Source organism: Thermoplasmata archaeon, from assembly GCA_038874435.1.
Lineage (GTDB): Archaea > Thermoplasmatota > Thermoplasmata > Lutacidiplasmatales > SKW197 > SKW197.
The window spans coordinates 96,962-117,414 of the sequence record JAVZCK010000003.1; the positions used below are offsets into that span (position 1 = coordinate 96,962).

Annotated in this window: 10 protein-coding genes; 3 read left to right on the forward strand and 7 right to left on the reverse strand. The window is 39.7% G+C overall.

The features are described 5' to 3' along the window. Nucleotides 1-9: 9 nt before the first annotated feature. Nucleotides 10-1,677 (forward strand): hypothetical protein, encoded by a 1,668-nt coding sequence (locus QXD64_02085; protein ID MEM3396104.1) that lies wholly within the window; start codon nucleotides 10-12, stop codon nucleotides 1,675-1,677. Between the two features lie 8 nt (nucleotides 1,678-1,685). Next, a complete protein-coding gene (locus tag QXD64_02090) occupies nucleotides 1,686-3,377 on the forward strand; it encodes an alkaline phosphatase family protein (protein ID MEM3396105.1) in 1,692 nt (563 codons plus the stop codon). On the opposite strand, the gene QXD64_02095 is transcribed toward QXD64_02090, so the two are convergent. Then, complete coding sequence (locus QXD64_02095; protein MEM3396106.1) at nucleotides 3,364-3,792, reverse strand: GNAT family N-acetyltransferase; 429 nt, start codon at nucleotides 3,790-3,792, stop codon at nucleotides 3,364-3,366. The two genes, QXD64_02090 and QXD64_02095, sit on opposite strands and share 14 nt — an antisense overlap. A 53-nt stretch (nucleotides 3,793-3,845) precedes the next feature. Further along, nucleotides 3,846-5,327: a gas vesicle protein GvpD P-loop domain-containing protein gene (gvpD, locus tag QXD64_02100; GenBank protein MEM3396107.1), complete on the reverse strand. Its 1,482-nt coding sequence runs from the start codon at nucleotides 5,325-5,327 to the stop codon at nucleotides 3,846-3,848. 136 nt (nucleotides 5,328-5,463) lie between these two features. Between gvpD and QXD64_02105 the strand changes: the two genes are divergently transcribed. Further along, entirely contained in the window at nucleotides 5,464-6,606 is a 1,143-nt protein-coding gene (locus QXD64_02105) for a CBS domain-containing protein (GenBank protein MEM3396108.1), read from the forward strand. Here QXD64_02105 and QXD64_02110 read toward each other — a convergent pair. The 5 genes from QXD64_02110 to QXD64_02130 all read right to left on the reverse strand — a co-directional run bounded on the left by QXD64_02110 (nucleotide 6,603) and on the right by QXD64_02130 (nucleotide 20,449). Further along, on the reverse strand, nucleotides 6,603-6,764 hold the full coding sequence (locus tag QXD64_02110) for a hypothetical protein (GenBank protein ID MEM3396109.1): 162 nt from the start codon (nucleotides 6,762-6,764) through the stop codon (nucleotides 6,603-6,605). The genes QXD64_02105 and QXD64_02110 overlap by 4 nt on opposite strands. Nucleotides 6,765-6,810: 46 nt before the next feature. Further along, nucleotides 6,811-17,031 (reverse strand): hypothetical protein, encoded by a 10,221-nt coding sequence (locus QXD64_02115; GenBank protein ID MEM3396110.1) that lies wholly within the window; start codon nucleotides 17,029-17,031, stop codon nucleotides 6,811-6,813. Between the two features lie 70 nt (nucleotides 17,032-17,101). Then, nucleotides 17,102-17,509, reverse strand: coding sequence for a molybdenum cofactor biosynthesis protein MoaE (locus tag QXD64_02120; protein ID MEM3396111.1), 408 nt, complete (start codon nucleotides 17,507-17,509; stop codon nucleotides 17,102-17,104). Further along, nucleotides 17,510-17,749 carry a molybdopterin converting factor subunit 1 gene (gene moaD, locus QXD64_02125; protein ID MEM3396112.1) on the reverse strand — a complete coding sequence of 80 codons (240 nt, stop codon included), beginning with the start codon at nucleotides 17,747-17,749 and terminating at the stop codon, nucleotides 17,510-17,512. It abuts the gene before it with no gap. Between the two features lie 21 nt (nucleotides 17,750-17,770). Further along, nucleotides 17,771-20,449, reverse strand: coding sequence for a hypothetical protein (locus QXD64_02130; protein ID MEM3396113.1), 2,679 nt, complete (start codon nucleotides 20,447-20,449; stop codon nucleotides 17,771-17,773). Nucleotides 20,450-20,453: the final 4 nt, after the last annotated feature.

Here is a 20,453-nt window from a genome sequence, read left to right on the forward strand (position 1 = left end):
TGTGATAAAATGATAAAAGATAGAGTTATTCCCGTTCCCCTCATCGCGGGGTTTATAATAATAGTAGCATTAGCTCCAATTGCCCTTGCAGAACATGGCATAGGGACACAGAGCACGGTTATATTTAAAGACCACGAACTATATACTTCCCAATCGAAAATTCCAATAAACTTCAGCATGTCTCTGGAAGAATCCGCGGGAGCTTACATAAACCACAATATCTCTGCGCGAATGGATGATGATTCGTATCTTTTGATAGATGTGAAGGATAATGCATTTTTCCAGATCAACACAACTGGTTCACTAGACCTCAGAAACAATGTGACCATGATTTTCGAAGGGAACTCTACTCTCATTCTAAACGGCGGTGTGCTGAATGTTTCAGAGAATGCTACTTTAATTATAAAGGAAAATGCGAAAGTTGTGATAAATGATTCTGGTAAGCTACAGCTCTACGGAAATTATTCTATCTCCTGTGATACAATCTCGGTGAGAAATGCCCAGATTTATGGCCTTTATGTAGACCGTGTTAATCAAGTAATTTTAAGGTCAGCTGAATTTGGGGATTTTAATATCTCTACTTGTTTCCAATTCAATGCAGAGGACTCCCAGATTACCAATTTCGAGATATCTACGATTGATACTTTTACTGCATCTAATACTCTATCAGATAAATCAATTTCAAATATGGTCCTGAAAAATGTCCAAAATGTATCCCTTGACGATGTTAACATAGATTTAGCCACAATCGATAACTGCGGAAACTTTACAGCTAAAAGTTTGTTTTCTACAAAAATGACGAAATTGACCATCTCTCATCTCAACAAATTTGTAATTGAGGGATATAATGCTACCAATCTAACGGTGCATGCATCCGAAGTCGTTCTTAAGAATGCCAAGATAAGGGGAAATGAGGGAGAGCTCAGCACGCTCACGGAAGCGCTCTCCTTCCAGATGTCAAACTGCACATTTGACAAAGGTCTCACATTCGGTGGTAATTCTACCGTTCTCTTGGTAAATAGCACAATTCCGCTTCTAAAAGCGACAGGCAGCGCAACGATTGAGATTTATGGATGGTATCCTTCTAGGGAAGTTGATAAGGACAAGTTTGAAGCCCAGAACATTATTGTACAAGAAAATGCAAGTGTGCGAATCTACAGGTGGCTTACGGTATGTGTTACTAACAAAAATGAAACTCCAATTGCTGGTGCCACTGTAATCGTGATAGATTCTACTGGGAAAAATGAGGTTGCAAGGGGTGAAACAAATACAACTGGTCATGTAATTTTCTTATTGTATTCGGAACGAATTACATGCGTGAACGGCACGAACTCAGATGTATTCCAGGGTTGGTATACTGTAAAAGTAGTTTATCAGGATTTGAGACCATCACCAGAAACACAGTCAGCAATTATGAACGATACAGCGGAGATTAGCTTCGTAATGGAAGTTCCGGAGGAACCAACTCAAGGGAATATGTGGCTGGTAGCTGGAATAATAATTATAATTATCGTCGTTTTACTTCTTACCTACTACTTTTTCTACATGACAAAGAAAGGTGACGGGGAAACAGAAGTGCACGAAAAGGAAAAAAAGAAAAAAGAAGAATGGAGAACTGATGCCAAACCGAAGTTCAAAGAACCTCCTAAAGAGTGGCATGAAAAAGAGGAAAAGTAGTGGTAAAAATGAAAAAAACCTCACTTTTTCTTTCAATAGTTGCGTTTTCAACTGGGTGTCTTTTCATTCTGCTTTCAGTTTGGACTGGGCTCTCCATCCAGGGATATAAATCGCCTCTGTCGTCCTATAAAAATGATACTATGGAACATGGAAGCCCAATTACTGAAAAGGTTGTGTTTGTGGTAGTAGATGGACTGAGATACGACATATCCTGCAAAATGAGCTTTCTAAATACTCTTCGAGAGAATGGCAGCGACCTTGTTTCTTGGACAAACATTCCATCCCTCTCATACCCTGGGTGGAGTGCATTACTTACAGGAGCAAGACCAGAAGTTACAGGGAAGATTCTGAATTGGGGTGATGTCGCACTCCGTACCGAGAATTTGTTTTCAGTAACTTATGAGATGGGAGTCGGAAATTCACTGATAGGTTGCCCGGATTGGTGGTTGCTGTTGGGGGACAACATTACTGGTGGAGAAAAAATTGAGGGCACTGGCGATTTCGTTGCTGCTGACCTCGAGGTGAAAAATGCAGCGTTGCGAATTTTACGAAACCCTCCCTCTTTGACTCTTATTCACTTTCTAAGTGTTGATGTTGCGGGTCATTTGTATGGGGGTGCATCAGAGGGATATCTCTCGCGTGCTAGGGAGATTGATAGTTACATAAAAGAGATTGCTGGGATGCTCGATTGGAACACTACAACGTTGATTGTTACATCTGACCATGGGCATAGGGATGTTGGAGGGCATGGTGGTGAGGAGGCATCTTCTAGGAAATCCTTTGCAGTGTTTTATGGGAAGGGGATAAGAAAGGTGCGTGGAGAGATTGACCAGATAGATATATGTCCAACAATTTCAAATCTCCTAGGGTTGAAAATTCCTTCATCAGCTCAGGGTAGGATACTTTTCGAATGCCTCGATCAGAGCCAGGAAAATAGGGCAGTTTATGCCTATCTTTTGCTGAAGCAGCGGTATTTTTTCTCAAAAGCATATCTTAATTCGACAGGTGCTGAAATCCAATTAAATTCAAGTTATATGGAGAATGCATACGCTGAAATTCTCGTAGGAAATTTTACTAACGCAGAGGCACTTTCAAACAAGGGGGTTGAAGAATACAATTCAATGATTGAGATGTCGAGAGAGAGTCGGATTATTGATCAGCAGATGAACGTTGGTCTGTTTTCATTTTTAGGTTTACTCCTCTCTGTATGGTTTGTATTCATGATGTTTCGAAGAGAACACCTTAATATAAGGGAGTTATTGGTACCAACACTACTTGCGGGAGCTATTCTATCCGTCTATTTCTCAATTTTCTTTATGATTGGGATGGATTTTTCGTTTTCCGTATTCAATGAAACGAGTGATGTGTTGAAAGCCATTTTAATTTCTTTCTTCGTGCCAGGATTGCTTTTATTTGTCTCAGTCACTCTCTACGGGTACTTCACAAGAAGGCAACAGGGGCATTTAGGAGTAAAAACATTAGGTGTGGGCATGTATGGTCTGATACTTGTATTTTTCACATTGTTTATCTCAGTCAATGGGATTGCCTACGGTTTTGTCTTCACAGATTTCGTTACCCATATTGATGAATTCATGAGGGTCTTTCTTGGCGGGTTCATATGTGCTGGCTTGTTGATGTATCTTGGTGCTGCGCTTCCATTGGTAGAATGGATAAACAACAGATTTGTCAGAGAACCTTAATCATTTTGTAGCCATCCTCTCCATCGGAATAGTAAACTGGTAGTAAACCCACGATTACGAAAGAAAATCTAGTGTAGAAATCGATTGCTCTCCTGTTTGAAACACGCACCTCTAGTGAAATTCTTCTAGCACCAATCATTGCTGATCTTCGGATAAACTCAGTAAACAGCATCGTGCCTATACCTCTATCTCGATATCCTTCTGAGACCGCAAACATCAAAACCCTCGTTTCTTCTGGCGATACAATTGTACCTGCTATAAAACCAATTACAAAACCATTATTTTCAACCACAATGAACCCTTCTGGCCAACTGGCCGCAATTGAGTAATAGAGAGAAGGGTCATAAATTTCCCTGAGCGAGTTTAATGCAATCTCCTGGATTCTATCTACATCACTGTTTTTGAACTGTCTCATAATGAGCATTAGAACTCCAAAGTTATCTGAATATAAAATTTTTACCAGCGAACTCAAAGGATTGGGAGTAACTCTATATCATCAACATATTCTCTTGGAACTCTTCGGACCCAGTATGTACCAGTTCTCTTCTTTTGGCCTGTAAGGAATGCGAGGCCATTACGTTCTTGGAGTCGCAGATGAGTTTTGCAGATTGCAGATGCAGGTGTGTTCAATGCCCCCTTCAGTTTGGTAGCAAGCAATAGTATGTCGTGTTTGGTCCTCGCGTGCTCTACCACTTGCATCAGTACCTCCATCAGCTCCTCCTTTCTATAAGCGGATTCTTGTGTATCAAGACCAACTGCAAGAAGAAATGGCTTCTTTGATTGTTTAAGAAGTTCATTATAATTTTCGAGCCAAATCTGATAGTCCTCCATACTGTTTTTGTAAGGTAACCTAACAACATGTTTTTCTGAGGAACTTTCATGAACTTTGAGAAAAACTCTTAGATTTGAAACATTCTCGTTAGCGGCCTGGATTACTGGTGATAAGTGTTTCAATGTCATTGATACGGGAGGTATGAGCATAACCCCATGTCCTTGAGAAAGGAAATTAGCAACAGGTGAGAGGATAAACGGAACCATGCTGGTCTCAGGAACTGTGGGTTCTCCTTCAATGAAAATTATTTCACCTGGAAGTATCTCATCGATGAAATGGTCCACTTCTTTCATCCCTGTAGAATATTTCTCAACTGTGTGCATAATTGGTGTCCATTTATGAGCTTTTTCTTTTTTATCGCCTTCTTCTAGAGTATGGAATCTCCCATCTAGAAGTGTAAAAAGATAGTATGGCTTCTCGATTTTTACGCCACGCATCTTCTGCACACTCATTTCTCTTATTTGTGACATTCCATATCTCTCCATCCCTAGGGAGATAATCCCGTCAACCAGATAATCTATTGGGGTCTGACCTTCGCTTTCAACAACGACCACGAGGTTCACATCTGTTTGCTCTACAAGGTCCTTCTGCAGGGCTTCAACAATTTTCAGATACGGAATTCCATACTTCTCACCCAGCCCATCAATGCTATCTATCACGACCATACATCTACTTGGAAGATGTGATTGAATGCGATCATATAGATTTTCGATTTCTGGCACCTCTACTTCCTGAATCAAACTCAAAAGTTTAGTTCGATATTCTACTCCCCTTTTCTCGGTTTCTCCAGTTAGCGTGCTGAGAATCTCTTTTGCCTTGACTACTTTTTTCTCTGGGATCTCACGCTTCTCTGGAACAATCTCTCTTAGAAAGTCCTTTGTGATATCAATCAGTCGGTCCCTCCACTCCTTTTCCTTCAGCCACTTAAACTGGGAAAAGATTGCTTCGTCAGAAACTCTCGTCGAAATGTAAAAACCTCTGTTGATATCAACAGTTTCCTCAAGGATTTGAAGAGCCAGTGTAGTCTTACCGCTCCCGGGTGCTCCCTTTATTAGCAAAGACCTTCCTGAGTTCTGGCGAAAAAAGTTTCTTATTTCTTTTGGAAGCATGCCTCTCATATTTTCTCATCCCACACCCATAACAGTGTAGGGGTATTTAAATGCACTGCATGTGTTGGAACACTGTTCCTAACTCAAGGTAACCAAAACGAAAGTTTTTAATTACCTGAGTTGTTCCACCACATTGGAGATTACTATGCCGCAGAAGTCAAAAGAAGTTCTGAAAGCAAAGGATATAATGACCACGAAGGTGATTACAGTTGAGAAAGATGCTACGCTTGAAGCCGCACTGGGTACCATGAAAAAATACAACGTTCATGTGTTGCCCGTGATGAGAAAGAGTAAGCCAGTAGGAGTGGTTACCTATGAGGAATTCATAAAGAGACGCCAGTGGCCCATGACGACCAAGGTAGAATCTATAATGCTGCCCGCACCTAAGGTTTCTCCAGATGCTAGTATCGAGGAAGTGGCAGAGATGATGCATACCACAGGGCACAGAGCCATTCTTGTGGTAGAGGGCAATACCCTAAAGGGAATTGTGTCCAGAAGAGACCTTGTGGCTGCGGTGTCTGAAATGAAAAATTACGCTGAACTTCCGGTTTCAAATATTATGTCCCAAGAGCCAATTTGTATTTCAGAAAGTGATACACTGGATAGAGCAAGACAACTAATAAAGAGCTTAGACGAGACAAATATTCCCGTGGTGGATAAAAAGGGAAAAGCAGTGGGTGTAATCGGGTTGAAAGACATCGCCAGTGCCCTTAGTAGGGATAGGCAGAAGGGAAAAAGGGACTGGTTAAAACAGGCACCAGCAACTACAATAGAAGTAAAAAGTATAATGAATCCACCAATTACGGTAGACCCAGAAAGTAATCTCAGAGAGGCAATTCAGCTCATGAAAAAGAACAGGATTTCAAGTGTACTTGTCACAGAAAATTCAAAGCCAGTCGGAATCCTTACTGCTGCGGATGTAGTGGAATATGTTGCAAGTTCGATTTCTAGGCCAAGCACATATGTACAAATTACTGGGCTCGAGGAAGACCACGACACAATGGATGCATTTGACCATATTGTGAGTAAAGGTCTAAAGAGAATAGGGAGATTTATTACTCCAAGGATGTTGAATGTACATGTCAGCGTGATACACAAAACAGGGGAAGTGAAGCATTATACTACTGCAGCGAGATTGACAACGCCTAGAGGCGTGTTTTACGCCAGGCATTCCAGTTGGGACATTCTTGAGTGCATAGATACTTGCATGCGTGAACTCGAAAAACGAGCTAAGAAAGAAAAGGACAGATTGATTACGGAGAGAAAGAAGGTAGGAAAATCCATCTAGATTCCAAGATACGAGAGAAAACCAAAGTACCAGAGCAGGAGGAATACTGCAGCAATAATAATTAGCGTTATTATGAATTTTATTATCTTGTAGATTGCAAATATTACAATGAGTATCAGAATTATCAGAAGCACGCTTGCCGGTATTACAGGGAACATATGAACGAAAAAAGCATCCTACTATATATAATCTTTCAATTCAAATTCAGACCCCAAGTTTCACAATGCGTTCTATAGTTCTCATCTTTGCTCTTACGGTTTCAAGAGCAAGCTTAGCCTCTACATACAGCTTTTTGTCTATTCTGGACTTAACTCTCTCAAGCCCAGAAACGACATCGCTTACATCCACATTTTTTGCCCTAAATTCCTCGACTGCTTTCATTATTCTATCATATTCCTCGAGTAGGTTATTTCTGCAAAGTGTATCCACATTTTCCTCTATCTTTCCTAGAATCTTCTTCGCCTCTAGATAGTCCTTTCCACGGATTGTGTTCTTCGCAATTTCAAACATCGCCCTAGCATTGGTCACGTCCACTCCCAGTTCACTTGCAGTATCAATCTTCTGATTTACTTCGTTTAAGGCATCATTCATATAATTCTCAATTCTTAAGATTATATTCTTTCTTGTTTCCACAACCGTGAAATATGCATCCTTGAACTTCTTCTCATTCGTAAGATTCTCAATCTCCTTGAACTTTTCGTTGATGTCTGCTAGATCTACACCAATTCTCAAACCAATATCGTATGTGAGCCGTGCAACACTCATTGAATCACTGATATGACGGACAAGTACCTTTCCAAGTGCTGCCTCCGTGTCTTGCAGGGTACGGTGGGCAGCTGTATAATCCTTTTCTCTATGTTTTATTTGTGCACTCTCTAGTAATTCTTTCACTTTGGCAGCATTTGCACCGATGCTTTCTGCGTACTTTATATCGTTCTGGATTCTCTGGACTTCGTCCGTCACAAATCTGTCAAGCATTCCATGAATCTTTGACTGTACATCATTTGTGAGCTTCACAACCTCAAGGTATTGCTTGTTTCTCAGAAGTCCCCATGTGCCTTCAACTGAGCGTTTTAACTCTAGCATCTTAATTCCAATCGATTCTCCAAGGTCCACTAGCTTTGCGGTGTTGAGAATCTGGGTTTCACAATAGTTCTGGAGTAAATCGCTTACCTTCTTCGTCAATTCAAGACATTTCTTGTTTGCACCTTTGAAGTTTTTTGTAGATGTAAGTTCTGCAATCGTTTTCATCGTTTCAGGAGCAGTTTCAACTGGAATCCCAAAGTTCTTTGTTAGTTCTAGTAGCGAATTAAGCGTGTTAATCCTCTCTTGTAATTTCTCTCTTGCAATGTTCAAACCTTTTTCATAAACACCAAGAGCAATATCCCTTGCCTCTCTAAAACGCTGTTGATTTATGTGCGTCTTTGCGGTCTCAATTTCGGCATAGAGTTCCTCACTCACAACCGCTTCAATTGCCTTTGCATCTGCTAGAATGTTTTCAGCATCTTTCAGAAGTGCATTCAGGTATTCTGTTGCGTTCGTGATAATGTGAGTTCGCGCAGCATCGAGTTTAGCGTACGCACCTTCAAAGTCCATTTCATGAAGTTTCCTCAAACCCTCATCTATGTTTTCTCTTGCACGAGAAAGCTCAGGGACCCCAATTGAAACAGAGACATTCAGAAGTCCATTTACTGTAGATATCTCAGCGTTAAGGAATTTGACCACGCTATTCACAAGATATGCCTTTGTTTCAATTGCATGATTATATGCCTCCTGGTACCTCTCTTTTCTTACAAGGTCTTCAGCACTTTTGAGCACTTCCTCCTGCTTTCCCACCTCTAAGCCAAACCGCTTAGCTAGATTCAAGATTGCCCTAGCACCGTTAATTTCTTCCAATACCCTAGCTGAAACAGTTTTCTTTGTTTTTGCAGAGAGGTCATCAATGTGGTTTTTCGCACCTGCGAATTCTTTATTTACCACCATTTCTTTCGCTTTCAATATCTCTTTTCTGTTGAGGGATAGATTACATCCTATGGCCTCACCAACATTGATTATTGCCTCTACCTTTGAAATCTCTGTGCCAAGGGTTGCAGTGGCAATTGTGACGAATTTTGAGGTGGCTGCAGTTATAAACTTGTGTGTTTCATCAAAGCTGTTTATCAGGAGTGACTTCTGTGCGCTCTGGAGATTTCTTTCAATCTCAGATATATCAATTTTCATCTCTCTTCCAAGTTCAAGTGTGGATTGCATTGTTTCGATTCTACTACGAAGTTCAGTTTTTATCGTCTGGGTTATCTTCTCACGGGCTGTGACGAGTGGATTCAGAGCTTCAAGGAGTTTCCCAGTGTTGTAAAGTTCTCTCCCATTGTTGAAAATTACAATCCCTTGGTCAATGTTTATTCTCATTTCTGCAGCGTTCTCTACAAGACGCTGGACATCATCTATAATTTTCTTTTCAAATTCAATTGCATTCTGCTCTAGGTTATGTCTAGCATGGGTTATGGATTCAAATGCAAGCGAGTAGTTCTTTTCAGCAAGCCGTTTTTTTGCCTCTTCCAGAACTTTTTCTGCAACACTTGTATCCACATTGTGGCTTGCATATTCCTTGATTTCTCCTTCTAAATTTTTAAATTCGATACTAGCGCGCTCTTTCAATATCTCTTCAAGATATTCAATGTTTTCCTTTGATTGCTTGAGCGTATTCACATACTTCTTATTCTGAAATTCCATCTGAATGCGTGCATATGCTTCAGAAATGGTACTCACGGGACATTTGTAGGCAGTGGCAATTTCAAGAAGGGTCGAGAATTTTTGCAATTCTGCTTTTATAGTATTCTCAATTCGCTCGATAAGATTACTCTGGTAAACTTCTATGAGCTCATTGGCGCCTATATAATCACCAGAAGCGATGTGGCTCTTTATCTCAGTCCAGAGCACATCTTCTCCTTCCACCTTTATTCCTATCTCTTTTGCAGTATTTATTGTCGCCCTTAAGTAGTCAATGCTCTTGTCAAAGTTTTCTTCTAGAACTGGAAGAATACTATTCATATATCTTACCACTAGGAATTTAGCTTCAGAGTATTTCCCAGCGTCTAATCTGTCCTTTGCTTTATGGAGAAGATGTTCATGTTTAGAAATATCAATGCCTCTTTCTCGTAACCGACTACCTCTCTCAAGCTGCATTTCAATCTCTTTTGCAATCTGGCTTCTTACAATTTGGGGAATAAGTTCCTTCGCTTTTGTGACCATCTGATATGCAGACATCATATCCATATACTTCATCTTCATTGCTGCGGATTCTAGTAGGGCATTGACTTCACTGAAATCTATGTTCAACTCTGAAGCTGCTTCTATTTCTTCGATGCATTTTGCAATGTTCTTCTCAATCACAGATTTCAACTTTCCATAAAGTTCATTCTGAAGTGAGGAAATCTGGAACAAAGCCTCTTTATACCTCCCACTACTTATCATACTTTTGAGCTGCGGCAAGATGGAAGTATACTGAGTTGTGTCCATTCCTAGCATTCGTGCAACTTCTAGATTCTTGGAAAGAATTTCAATCTCATTGTTAGAGTGAGCAGCAAGAAGAGAATCAAATTGGATGGAAGCATTTTCAAATATGTCCTTTCCTTTGAGATATTCCCCTGCGCTGAAAGCATCCCTTGCGTCTCTCATCATGACCTCCACTTTTGCGGTGTCAACTCCGATTTTTCTCACATCTCCTACATCTCTCAGCTTTGCATCGATTGCTGGTAGGAGTTTCTCATTTACATTTTTCAGAATTGCGTTGCTCAGCTCATTTAGGGTAGCATGTGCCTTTTTGTACTCCTTTACGACAAGAAGGTCCTGAACTTTTTTGATTTGCTCTACCAGTGAAGAGAATTCCGGTATAACTTTCATCAAAAATACAAGGAATTTCTGCCATTTTGCAAGTTCTGAATTAATGTGTTTTTCAACGCTCTCAACTACTAAACTTTCGCACTCAATCAGGACAGCCATCGCTTCTACGAGATTCTTTGAAGCAATATTCTGTGAACCTGTTGTAAGTAATCTTCTAGCTTCAGAAAGCTCAAGTCCTACATTCGTGAAGTAAGAGTAGATTTCATTAATCCCTTCATAAACCTCTTTAACTTTTTCCTCAGCAGCGTTTGTTGTGTCCTGCTCTATATTTTTTAGCTCCCTAAGAGCATCTAGTACATTGGGTGATTTCTGTACGGCAACTACCCTATTTTTCAACTGGATAACTTTTACCGTATCTACACCTAAGCGTTCTGCCTCATCTATTTTTGCGATTGTGTCATTTACTCTTGAGGCAAGATATGTAGACATGCTTTCGTCGCCAAGTTTCTTTGTTTCTTTTATCGTGTAATACGTTTCCACAACCCTGTTATCTTTCAACAATCTCTCCGCACGCACAACACCTTCTCTAAACTTGGTCACATCGATTCCAATCCGTTCGCAGTCAGCAATAAAGCTCTTGTAGTCCTCTATCTCATGTGTTGTATATTCGCGCACACTAGTCATTATTTTATTTATTGCTTCTAAAGCAAGATTGTATGCTTCATTGTATTTTTTCTGAGAAAGGGAGAGAGAGGCATTGTTCAATACAATAGCTGCCGATAGTATTTCTGGACCAAGTGTCTTGAATCTCTCTATATATCCAAGTCCTTCGTTGATTGTTCCGTTAATCTTTCCTTCTATCTGGGATGTGACATGCTGTCTCACTTGAATGGCTATTTTGTGGGCATCGTCATAGGCATTTGTGTTAACTAGATACCTAACCTGATTTAAAGTATCAATAAAATTTTCGGTTGAAGCAAGAAGTTTTCCTGAAGTGTTTATGTAACTCTCAGTTTCTTCAACCACTTCAAGAATGTGTTTGGAGTAATTATTGTTTACTTCTGTAAGAATTTCCTCAAATCTCGTGATGGCCTCGAAATGCTTTCCAGCGGTTATGAGTATCTGGATTTCACTGCTTCTATCAATCACGGGAACACCTGACTTTTTTAATCTCTCAGTGTATTCTTTCAGCGAAGAGAGTAATTCTCTGGCCTTGGTCTCTGCAACCTGAGAGATGGCCTTGTTTGCCTGTTCAATGTGATTTCTTGCCTCAATGTAATCTCTCTTTTCGATATCACCAATAATATTTTTTACAGCAACTTCGATAGGCGACACCTGAACACCATATCTTTTGAGGAAATGAGTTTTTGCGTCAATATCTTCCTTTGTTTTAAGGATATTATCTCTTACAGTAATCTCCATATCGTTCAGAGCATTTTTTATGATTTTTGCTGCTTCTGTAGTATTTCCAGCTTCAAATGTATTCATAGCCATGTTTTTTATTTCAACATAGTTATCGTTGCTTATTCCATGAAGGGCAAGGATGTCTAACCATCTTCCGAATGTTTCAATGTGGGTTTTGAAAACTTCGTTTGCAACTTCAATAAATTTATTTTTTGCATCCTTGGCAAGACTCACAAGTCCTTCATAGTTTCTTCCATTAATGAATGCCTGAGCGGTAAGATACATTCTTTCAAATAGAGTTGTGTCAGCACCGATCTGGGTGCCTTTTTCGATACACGCTCTGATCTCACCCAGTAACTTAGAACTGTTCTCTTCAAGAATATCTTCCACTTGCTTTTTAAGTTTCACAGAAATTGATTGAGCACCCATGTAATCTTTCACATCCAGCTTTCGTTTCGCTTCCTCGAGCATGTTTCGATGCTCTTCAGCAGGAATTCCCAATAGTGCAAGCATCTCAATCTGGGGTGCAATCATGTTGATCTCATTTGCTATGTATCTTCTCACTGTATCCTCTGTAGTAGAGAGTGCTTTTGTTATCAGGTTCTTTGCCTGGACATACATTTTAGAAGCAAACCTGATTTTACCTTTATTCAACAACTCCTTTGGATGGGAGACATCAATTCCAATACCGACTGCAAACTCAATTAGTAAGTCACACTGGTTGATTGCAGAAAGAAGATTTTCTTCCATCGTTTTCGTAATTTTCGCTTTCAATTCTTGGTGGACTTTTGCTACTGTCTCAAAATCTCTATTGGCGGCATTTTCCTTTATGACCTCATGTTTTTGATTTATTTCAGTTGGGTCTATTTCTAGCTTTTTCATTATCTCAATAGCATCAGTAATTTCTTTTTCTATTGTCATCATGTGCTCTTGGATTTCCTTGTTTCCTTGCTCAATAACATTGTCGAGAATTTCTATTACTCTTGAATACTCTTCCCTTGTTAAATGCTCTTTTGCATCTAAGTAGCGATTTTCATAAATATGGAAATTTAGACCTAGGGCTTTCAATGCAGCGATGATTTTAACTGCATCACTCGTCTTAGCATCTATGTTTTCCTCGATAACATTTCTCACATCTGTCGCGATTTTCCCTAGTTCTTTATTTGCCTCCTCTATTCTTCCTGCATTGAGAATTTCCTTTGATTTTGTAATTGTGTCTTTGATCTCTTCCCTTTTTCTAGCATCTCCAATCAACGACAATTGACTTTCAAATTCCACTATTGTTTTTGCAAGTTTTATCTTCAATTCCTGATTCAAATTTTCACCAAATGTCATAATGTTTTGTATATCTATTACCTCAAAATTTTCCTTGGCAGATAACATTCTTAGGTGGTTTTCCATCTTTCCCCAGTCCATCTTGAGATTGACAAACTCCTTTTTTGCGTTCTCCAGTATCTTTTCATTTTCGCGATTTTTTGCAACCATTTTCTCTTTCAGTATCTTTCGCAATTCCAGGTCGGTTTCGAGTGCAGAAACAAGATTCACTCTCGCTCTTTCTCTGAGTGTTGCAAGTTTTTCTATGAGGTCTGGTTGAGGATTATACTTCTCAAGTGCAGAGATTATTTTCTCCCAGTATTCTATTAAAGTCCCAACTTTTTCACCAAGCGCTTTTTCAGTGCCTTCCCTCGCAGAGAGTGTTGCACTCATTGCTTTCTGTATGTCTCCCTGTTTTAACTTTTCAGATGCAACATCAACCATAAACCTTATTTTGGAAATATCTTCGCCCTGTTTCTCTAGCACTTTAAGTTTCTCATTGGTTTCTTCAATAAGCTCTTCAACTTCCTTCTTTATTGCATTCTGGATATCGTTGCGAAGTTCTGTACCATATTCAAGGCCATTTTTCCAGTCATTAGCACTCATGTAACTCTGGTATATGTCTACTCGCTCAGCATAAGGCGTGGTATCTATATTGAAACTCCTGAGCGTTTTTAACCCTTCATGGATTCCAGTTAGCATATCTGAAAGATATTTTTCAAAAATTCTCACGTAATTTCTGTAAACAGGATAGGAAGATTCTATTGCTTCGAAATACCTTTTTCCTTCGATGAGTCTTTTTATATTTTCTAATGCTGTAGCGTCAAATGTCACATCAATTCCGTATTTGCCACCTGTTTCTGATAGGAAAGAGAGTTTTTCTAATATCTTGTGTGCCTCTTCACGTGTGCGTTCATCTGTTTCAGCCAGCATGTTTACGATTTCTATCAAAGCTTCATACATTCTGTTTGTGCTAGCGAGCATCCTTGCATTTTCCAATCTTTCCCTGTAGCCATACCCAAGTCCAAATCTTTCCATAGAAAGGACACGTGCCTCTGTGACTTTGTACAAATTCAACCACTGAGATGCCAGGCGGTCGGTCACCTCCTCAATCAACTTATAGAGCGTTTCCACTATTTCAAAAGATTTTCCTTCGGACTTGAGTGAATCTAGAACATTGATTTCTTCCTCAACATCCTTACACTCCATTCCTAGTGTTTTCATCGTAGCAATGCACTTATGCAGTGTGTTCTCCATCTTGACTGATGCGTCTGCAAATACTACTTTAATGATTAGGTTATTTGCAAAGACAATTTTTTCATGGGCTTTTACCACATTGTTTCGTCGCAGTAAACTCTCAGCATCATTTACATATGTTTGCACTTCTCCTACATCTATTTTTTTATCGATTGCAGAGTTGATCAGATTTTTCAAGTTAGCAAGTTCTTTGCTCACAAAGTCCGTGAGTGAGGTAGCCATCACCTTTTTTATCTCTTCAATTTTAAGATTTGCCTCACCGTATTTTTTTTCCTGAATCGCACCCTTCACCCACTCAATCTGGCTCTTTATCTCCCCCACATTAAATCCAATACTTTCTGCAATCTCCACACTTGCATTAATTTTAGAAAGTTTCTCGTTTAAGAGCGTGATTATTTCTTTTTCAATATTTCCCTCAATTTCAGTTATAGATGTGTAAATTTCCTTTGCATTTTCAAGTGTAACATTCTTTATTAGGGCTCCAATTTCCTTAGATGACAATCCCCTTAAGCCCATCTCCTGGGCAGCTGTGTTTATCGGGCGCAGATTTTCTCGCACTCTCTTTTTGACAAAATCAATAACACTCTTTTCCAGATTCTTGCTGAACTGATTATAATACTCCATTGCCTGTTCCCATTTTGAGTCACTAATTGCTTTCATTACCTCTTTGAACTGTTCTTTTTCAACTGATAGGTCCATCTCAGGTATTGCCATGTCGATTTTTCTGTTTCCTTCTTCTACTATTTTCTCAAATGCCATTCGCAACTTTTCGTTCGTATCTTTGAGGAAATGCTCAATCTCCTTGATACAGTCCTCTGCATCGGAATACCCTGTGCAGTTTATTTTTGGAATCTGAAACTCCAAATTGAGCATTGCCTTGAAGTTTACCAACCGACTAAACGAGCTAAGTTTTTTTTCTATAACAATGTTCATGTCCTCAGCAAAGACCTTTTCGAGGTCCAGAGTTTCGTGGAGTAACTCAAAAGCGTCGCTTGAATCTTTTCTGCGTTTGATGTCTTCTAATTTTGCAACGAATTTGCTTTCTGGCAACTCGCTGAGGTAAGCAGCAAGTTTTTCGGCATCTGCTAGTTTCTTCTCAACTTCTACAATCACCACAGCATTAATTCCATCGATTGCATTTTTGTAATGTGAAACCGCTGTTGCAAAATTTTCCTTTGCAATCTCTTTCTCTGCAATGGACACTAAGCGTTTCACTCCAGGCACTTCTATCCCATACTTTTCAGCATCTTCAATTTTCTTTTCAAGTACAGTCTTCATTGAAGTAAGAACCTCGTCCCTAATCTTCACAAAATTGTCCTTAATCTCTGTGAGAATTGCATTCGCTTCACTATACTTTTTCCTTTCTACGAGTTTCTTTGCCTCTTCGACTCTTGCCCTGAATTTTTCCACGACTTCTTGAGGGATTGCAGTTTCGCTAGATAAAAATGATTCTACATTTGAGATTATGCTATTCAGTTTGTTTTCCGTAGCGCTGTAAATGTAGCTCTTTGCAAGCAAAATGTTATCCAGAGCTTCACCGTACTTTCGCTCTTCCCAGAACTTCTCGGCATCAACTAGTAAGTTTTCTGCATCACTTGTATTTATATCAAATTTCTTTCCCTCCTCCATTTTTTCCTGTACATATGCAACCTGGGTTTTGTAATAAACGGCTGCACTTTGGACATAGTTTTCACTATTTCCGAAAAGGTTGTCAAATTCTACGAGTGCCTGGCTTCCCTCGGTAAGGTAGGACTGGAGCATGAATGAATATGCAGATGCGAGTGCAAGTGCCTCCTCATATCTACCGCTCTCAGTAAGGATTGCGATGTTTTTTCTCGCATCTAAGTATGGCACTTCTTCCCTTCTCTCATAATAAAGTTCTGCTGTTGCTTCTATTTTTTTCTCTTCACTTTCAACAGCAGTGAGGTAATACTTTGCAGCCCTGACTCTGTCTATGATTTCTGTGCACCGTTTAACTGCATCCCTGTAATTTCCCTCTGCAATAAGCGATTTTACACCAGCCATTTCCCCATCAAATACTGTTCTCAACACTTCCTGTTCTTCAAGTAACTTTGAAATTTCATTTACGAAATTCACGGCCTTCTCATACTCTTCCATTAGAATACTTTCTATCTTTAGAAGTTTATCAGCAAGCCGCTCTGCTTCTGCATACTTCTCGAAACTTATATTGTTCTCAATCTCAGAGAGCATTTCCTCAACCTTGGGATGGGTTTTCACCCCTCTCTCTTTAATTTCCTCCCATTTCTTTCTGCATTCTTCTAGCTTTTCCTTTGCAATTTTTTCCAGCATTTCTCTATCTTTCTTTTCTTCTTTTTCTTCTTTGCTGGTAAGTTTTTCCACCACGCTAAGAAGCTTTTTTCCCTCGGACATCACCTTTTCATAGGAACCTTTCTCATACAGTTTAATGATTGTGGAATAAATTTTTTCGATTTTTTCAATATTTTTTATCCCTTTTTCTCTGACAGAGTTTACCTGAGCCTCCAATTTTTCCATCATCTCCTTTGCTTCTGCAGCTTTCTCATTCTCCTTATCTTCCTGATGCTGTTTCGCAATAAAAACTGACACTACAGTTAATAGGAGCTTCGCCATATTTCCACCTGTTTCCCGCACCATCAGATATACTCTCACTGAATTTAACCTTTCCTATCGATTTTAGGCATTACTTCCACTTGCTTTTGCCCTCAACAAACTCTTTTTTCCATATGGGAACTTTCTGTTTCACTAATTCCAGCACATCTCTGCAGGCTGCGAACCCTTCACTTCTATGTGGAGCAAAGACAACTATATAGAGTGTAGGTTCACCTGGTTTAAGGGTTCCAATTCTGTGATGGATATAGATCGCGTCAACTTTTTGTTCTTTGGCGACTGCATTGCAAATTTCCTTTAATTCCTTTCGTGCCATTTTGTCGTAGGCAGTGTACTCCAGTTTGTCCACCTTTTTTCCGTCGTCTCTTCCCCTGACCACCCCAATGAATACAACACAAGCACCACTTGTTTCTGGCACATTTGATAAAATCCTTTCCAGAGAAAATTTTTTTCTACCGATACTCACCTTGACAATTGCCATTCAACCACCACTGACTGGAGGTAGAAGGGCAATTTCGTCACCCTCTTCTACTACCTCATTCTCATCAGCATAAGCTCTATTTTTAGCCACAATTATCTCCGCCTGTTTCATGTCAGGGTACTTTTTGTAAATTATACCCAGAAGTTCTCTAATCCTTATTTTTTCCTTTACTTCAATTTTTTCGTTTTCCTTTCCAGCAATATCTCGCAACCCCGCAAAATATTTTACAGTGACTTTCATGTTTCCACCATCTCCCCTGTCCTACTTAAGCAATTCCTCGATGCTCTTTTTCATCTTCTCCACATATTCTCTCCTTTCTTCTAGCATCTTCTCTTTTCTCTTCACATCTTCTATCATTGCCTCTACTTCTGCCTCTCGCTTTGCAATCTGCTTTTCCCGCTGTTTAATCTCCTTTTCAATTTTTTCAAGTTCCTTTTCCCTGTTAGTCAATTGAGCACTCGCTTCCTCCAGTTCCTTTTCCCGCTTCGCAATTTTTTCTCGTTCAGACCGTAGCATCGCTTCAACAGAAGCCATTCCCTCCTTTTCCTGCTTCTTCAACTTCATTTCAAGAAGCTCAATCTGTTTTTCCCGTTCCTTCAAACTCTCCATTTCCTCCGCTATTTTTTTCTTTATCTCCTTTTCCAGTTGCTCCTCTTTTTCTGCAAGTTCTTCCTCCTTCTTTGTGAGCTCCCTCTCCTTCTTAGCCAGTTCATTTTTCTCCTTTCTTAGGGCTTCGTCAACTCTCTTCTTAATCTCTGCATCTGCATCAGCAAGTTTCTGCATCTCCTCCTGCAACCTCTTCCATACCTCAGCCAGCTCCGCCTTTTCAGAGAGCACTTTTGCTCGTAGTTCCTCAAGCTTCTCATCTTTTTCCGCCACCTCTTTTCTTTTCACATCAAGTTCTCTCTCCAGATTTCTAATCTGGTTTTCCCTTGCTTCTAGCTCCTTAGCCCGTTTCCGCAAGTCATTTTCAAGTTCTTCCTTTTCTTTGGCTAGAAGTTCTTTTTCCTCCCGTATTTTTGTGAGAATTTCCTCATTTCTCCGCTGTTCCATTGTTTTTGCATACTTCATCAGAGCAATAGCTGCCTGTTTTATCTCATCAAGCTCTGCCTCTTTTTTCTCAAATTCCTCCTCAAGAATTTTTTCACGTTGGAGAAGCTCGTTATACTTCTTTCTTTCTGATGCCAGTTGATTTTCAATTTCCTGGAGTTCGAGTTCTTTTTCGTGAATTTTTTCTGCTTCTTTAGCCAGTTCTTTCTTTTTTGCTTCTATCTCGTTGAGGGCGCTAACTACATTCTCAGCTTCTCTGTCCAACTGCAGTTCTTTCCTGTGCAACTCCTCCTCCTTCCGTTTCAACTCAATCTGGAGAGCATCAAGCATTGAGGTCTTTGCTGTTAACTTTTCCATTTCTTCGGCATATCTTCTTTCAAGCCCCTTAATTTCGTTTTCCTTTGATGAAATAGCTTTCAATTTTGCGCTTATGTCCGCATCCTTCATCTCAAGCTCTCGTTTCAATTTCTCTATTTCACTTTTATCCTTGTCTAAACGTTCAGAAAGTTCTCTCAATCTTCTATCTTCTGCTTCAAGCCGTGCAGTTTCCCGTTCTATGTTTCTCCAGACACGATTAACTTCATCTTTCTCCATTCCAATCTTACTTTCTAGATTTTTCAGATTTCTCTCTCGCTCTTCAAGTCCCCTCATTTTCTGCGTCACTTCTTCTGCTTCGCTTTCAAATGCCTTAATCTTCAAATCCAGTTCTCTTTTTTCCCTCCCTACCTCTTTTTCCATCTCCTCAATTTTTCTTTCCCTTGTGTCCAGTTCTTTTTCTCTTTCTTCCCACTTGCTCCTCTCTTTTTCAACCTTTATCTCCTTCTCCTTCAACTCTTCCTCCCTTTTCTTCAGCTCAGATTCCAACTTGCCTAACCTAGCTTTTTCAATTCCAATTTCCTCTTTTTCCGCATCCAGATATTTTCTTTCTTCCTCAATTTTTTCCTGCATTTCTTTTATCCTGCGTTTTTCCTCCTCCAGTTTTCCATAAGCGTTCTCCAATTCTCCCTTTGCAATTTCCACCTCACGTTCTTTGCGTTCCAGCAAGTTTTCTCGCTTCTTTAACTCTTCCAGTTTTCGATTGTACTCCTCGTTCAGTTTCTCAATCTTAAGTTCTGCATCTCTTAGGTTTCTCTCCTTCTCCTTGATTCCTCGAAATGCCTCGCTAAGTTCCTTCTCACGAGTATGAAAACTTCGTTGTTTTGTCTCTATTTCTTTCCTTGCATTTGAAATCTCCGCCCATGCCTTTTCTACATCTGCCTCCCGCTTCTTTAATTCCTTTTCCATTTCGATTAGATTGGCACTTTCTCTTCTCATTTCGTCCAGTTCCTTTCGCTCTCTCTCAATTTTTTCTTTTTCACTTTCAACTCTCTCTTTTTCTTTCTTCAGTTCCTCTCTACCTCTATCAATTTCTGTTTTTGCTCTCTCCACTTCTTTCTTTTGCTCCTCGATTTCTCTCAAAAGATTTTCGTATTCTCCTAGCTTAGCATTCACCTCCGTTTCTTTTTCACTGAGCCTCTTTTTCTCTTCCTCAATTTTTGCCTTTTCCAACTCAATTTCTTTTTCTTTCTCGGCTAGGGTTTTCTCCACTTTTTGCACACGTTCTTTCTCATTTTCCAGTTCCACTTCTTTCGAAGCAATCTCTTTTTCCTTCTTCGCAATCTCTTTCTCTTTTTCTTCCAGTGTTTTTTCTTTCTCACTTACCTTCTTTTCTCTTTCAACAATCTCCTCCTTTAACTTAGCAATCGGCGAGAGTCCCATCTCTACCTTCTGCTCTTTTTTCTCTGATTCAACCTCTGGAGACTGAGTACTCTTTATGAGGCCTTTTGTAACCTCTTCTTCAGGTTTTGTCTCTTCTTCGAGTTTTGCCCTTGCTTTATCTCTGAGCCCCATTATT